A 1,395-nucleotide genomic window follows, 5' to 3' on the forward strand; every position below is an offset into this window, starting at 1 on the left:
GGCTGTCATCCACCCCTCGCCTGTTTCTGGAAACGCAACCTCATCCGCGGCAGGCGTTCAAAGGCATCGTCTCATGCATGCAATCAATAAAAATTCCGATATTGCGAAGCTTTACAGCTTACTCACGTTCGTGTGCCAAAAACGCCTGCTCAGACAGCCTCGATGACCATCGCGATACCCTGCCCGCCGCCAATACACATGGTGATAAGGGCATATCGCCCCCCGTTACGGCGCAATTCATAAGCCGCCTTGACCGTCAAAATTGCACCGGTCGCCCCGATAGGATGCCCCAATGCGATACCACTGCCGTTGGGATTGAGCTTTTCAGCATCGAAGCCAAGCTCCCTGGAAACCGCGACCGCCTGCGCGGCAAACGCCTCATTGGCCTCGACCACATCCATATCCGCCAAAGTAAGGCCGGCGCGAGACAGAGCAACCGGCACGGCCTTGATCGGCCCAAGGCCCATGTAAGCAGGGTCCACGCCCGCATGGCCCCAACTGACGATACGGGCAAGTGGCTGCAAGCTCCTTGATTTCACGATGGCGCCCGTAGCCAAAACCATGGCCGCAGCACCATCGTTGATGCCACTCGCGTTGGCAGCTGTGACAGTGCCATCCGTTTTGAATACGGGCTTCATTGAAGCCAGATCGTCTGTCCTGATCCCTGCACGCGGATGCTCATCCGTATCGAAAATCGTCACGCCCTTGCGGCTCTTGATTTCGAGGGGCAGGATTTGCTCTCTGAACCGCCCGTCGCCAATAGCCCGCATGGCGCGAGCATGCCCTTCGACCGCAAGCGCATCCTGCTCCTCACGCGTGACATCGCAACGTTGAGCAACATTCTCGGCCGTCACCCCCATATGGTAGCCACCCAGCGGATCAGACAAAGTCTGCACCATCGCGTCGATCAGAACGCCATCACCCATTTTGCGCCCCCAGCGCTGGCCATGGTCGTGATAGGGCGCGTTCGACATGCTCTCCGCGCCACCTGCCACGGTGACCTCGGCTTCGCCCAGCATCATCATCTGTGCCGCTGAAACGATAGCCTGCAGCCCTGAACCGCACAGACGGTTGACCGTCAACGCCGGAACTTCATGGGGAATGCCCGCTTTCAATGCTGCCACCCTTGCTAGATAGGCATCCTGTCCGCTGGTGTGAATCACTTGCCCCATCACCACATGCTCGACATCGGCAGGTGCAAGGCTCGAGCGCGCCAGTGCCTCCGCAACCACGCGCCCGCCCAGATCCGATGCAGCAAAACCCTTCAACGAGCCGCCGAAATCACCGATGGCCGTGCGGACACCGCTGACGATGTAGATATGATCTGACGTGCTCACAATAACTCTTCCTGCCTTATATGGGTGAAGTGAAGAGGACTATCCCTCTTCCATTCAG

1 protein-coding gene is annotated in these 1,395 nt (G+C 58.4%); it reads right to left on the reverse strand.

The features are described 5' to 3' along the window. Positions 1 to 149 precede the first annotated feature (149 nt). Positions 150 to 1,337, reverse strand: a complete 1,188-nt coding sequence (bktB, locus tag SR3_RS30255; RefSeq protein ID WP_068095128.1) for a beta-ketothiolase BktB — start codon at positions 1,335 to 1,337, stop codon at positions 150 to 152. Positions 1,338 to 1,395 lie beyond the last annotated feature (58 nt).

Origin of the sequence: Novosphingobium rosa NBRC 15208, from assembly GCF_001598555.1 — a bacterium.
GTDB classification, from domain to species: Bacteria; Pseudomonadota; Alphaproteobacteria; order Sphingomonadales; family Sphingomonadaceae; genus Novosphingobium; species Novosphingobium rosa.